2 protein-coding genes are annotated in these 1,333 nt (G+C 71.0%); both read right to left on the bottom strand.

The annotated features are described in order from the left end of the window. Positions 1-133: 133 nt before the first annotated feature. Positions 134-403: a hypothetical protein gene (locus ACIQOV_RS41665; RefSeq protein WP_401056384.1), complete on the bottom strand. Its 270-nt coding sequence runs from the start codon at positions 401-403 to the stop codon at positions 134-136. A 331-nt stretch (positions 404-734) separates the two neighbouring features. After that, complete coding sequence (locus tag ACIQOV_RS41670; RefSeq protein WP_401056386.1) at positions 735-1,004, bottom strand: hypothetical protein; 270 nt, start codon at positions 1,002-1,004, stop codon at positions 735-737. Between the last annotated feature and the right edge of the window lie 329 nt (positions 1,005-1,333).

The raw sequence follows: 1,333 nt of genomic DNA on the forward strand, positions 1-1,333 counted from the left end.
GGAGTTCAGACGTTTGCTCTCCAGAACCCACAACCCCCGGCCGGTCGACCTCGCGGTCGACCGGCCGTTTCGTCATTCCAGGGACCGGATCAGGCCCGCCCCGGAGCCCGCACCTGCGGTGGTGCGGGGTTCGTCAGCCCTGCTGCCAGGTGGCGCCGGAGCCGGTGAACGCGCCGGAGACGCCGCTGTCGTCGGCCCAGATCCAGAAGTCGGTGTGCTGGACTCCGTCGGAGTTGACCACGGAGTTCGCGTCCGCGACGCCGGCACCGTGCTGGTTGACGATGAACTGGCCGCTGCCCCAGGTCGCGTCCAGGCCCTCCTGGGCCGAGGCCAGGCCGGCGGCGCCGATCACGAGCGGGACGGTGAGGGCGCTGACGGCCAGGACACGCTTGAGGGCACGCATGACGGTCTCCTCCAGGGAGTACGGGGTAACAGTTGGCAGCGCCGGCCGGCCCGGCCGCAACCAGACAGCCATGTGCCGCCGGCCCCCGCAATCGGCGCCGCCGTCCGAACGGAGTTGACGGTATGTCAGGATCGCCGTGCCGACCTGCGGAAATGGCCGATCGGGTGATCGTATTGAGGGATCGTCCGGGCGGAGCAGGTGCTCTCCGGGTGGGCCCATGGGAACGGCCGGTCGACCTCGCGGTCGACCGGCCGTTTCGTCATTCCAGGATCCGGATCAGCGGCGGCCCTGTCCCGGGGCCGCCCCCGTACGTCCGATGGTGCAGGGTTCGTCAGCCTTCGTGGGTGGTGGCGCCGGAGCCGGTGAACGAACCGGTGACGCCGTTGTCGTCGGCCCAGATCCAGAAGTCGGCGTGCTCGACGCCGTCGGGGCCGACGTGGGACTCGACGGCCGCGAGGCCGGCGCCGTTCTCGTTGGCGGTGAAGAAGCCCTTGCCGTAGTTCGCGTCGATGCTGCCGTGGGCCGAGGCCAGGCCGGCGGCGCCGATCACGAGCGGGACGGTGAGGGCGCTGACGGCCAGGACACGCTTGAGGGCACGCATGATGGTCTCCTCCAGGGAGTACGGGGTAACAGTTGGCAGCGCCGGTCGGCCCTGCCAGAACCAGACAGCCATGCCCTGCCAGCCCCCGCAATCGGCGCCGCAATCCGAACAGACCTCACGGACCGTCAGACACACCGCTGCGACCTGCGGAAATGGCCGATCGGGTGATCGTATTGAGGGATCGTTCGGGCGGAGCAGGCGCAGGCCCGCCGACGGCGGACGGCCGGCCGGTCCGAGGACCGGCCGGCCCGCCCCCCCCCGCCACCCCAGGCCGACCAAACAGCACAACGGGCGGCGCCCCGGCGAGGAGAACACAAGGTGCGGGTGGG

Origin of the sequence: Kitasatospora sp. NPDC091257 (genome assembly GCF_044757675.1) — a bacterium.
Taxonomy (GTDB): Bacteria; Actinomycetota; Actinomycetes; order Streptomycetales; family Streptomycetaceae; genus Kitasatospora; species Kitasatospora lactacystinica.

Coding starts and splice junctions, on each gene's coding strand:
- ACIQOV_RS41665 (WP_401056384.1), bottom strand. CDS start 403: ATGCGTGCCCTCAAGCGTGTCCTGGCCGTCAGCGCCCTCACCGTCCCG.
- ACIQOV_RS41670 (WP_401056386.1), bottom strand. CDS start 1,004: ATGCGTGCCCTCAAGCGTGTCCTGGCCGTCAGCGCCCTCACCGTCCCG.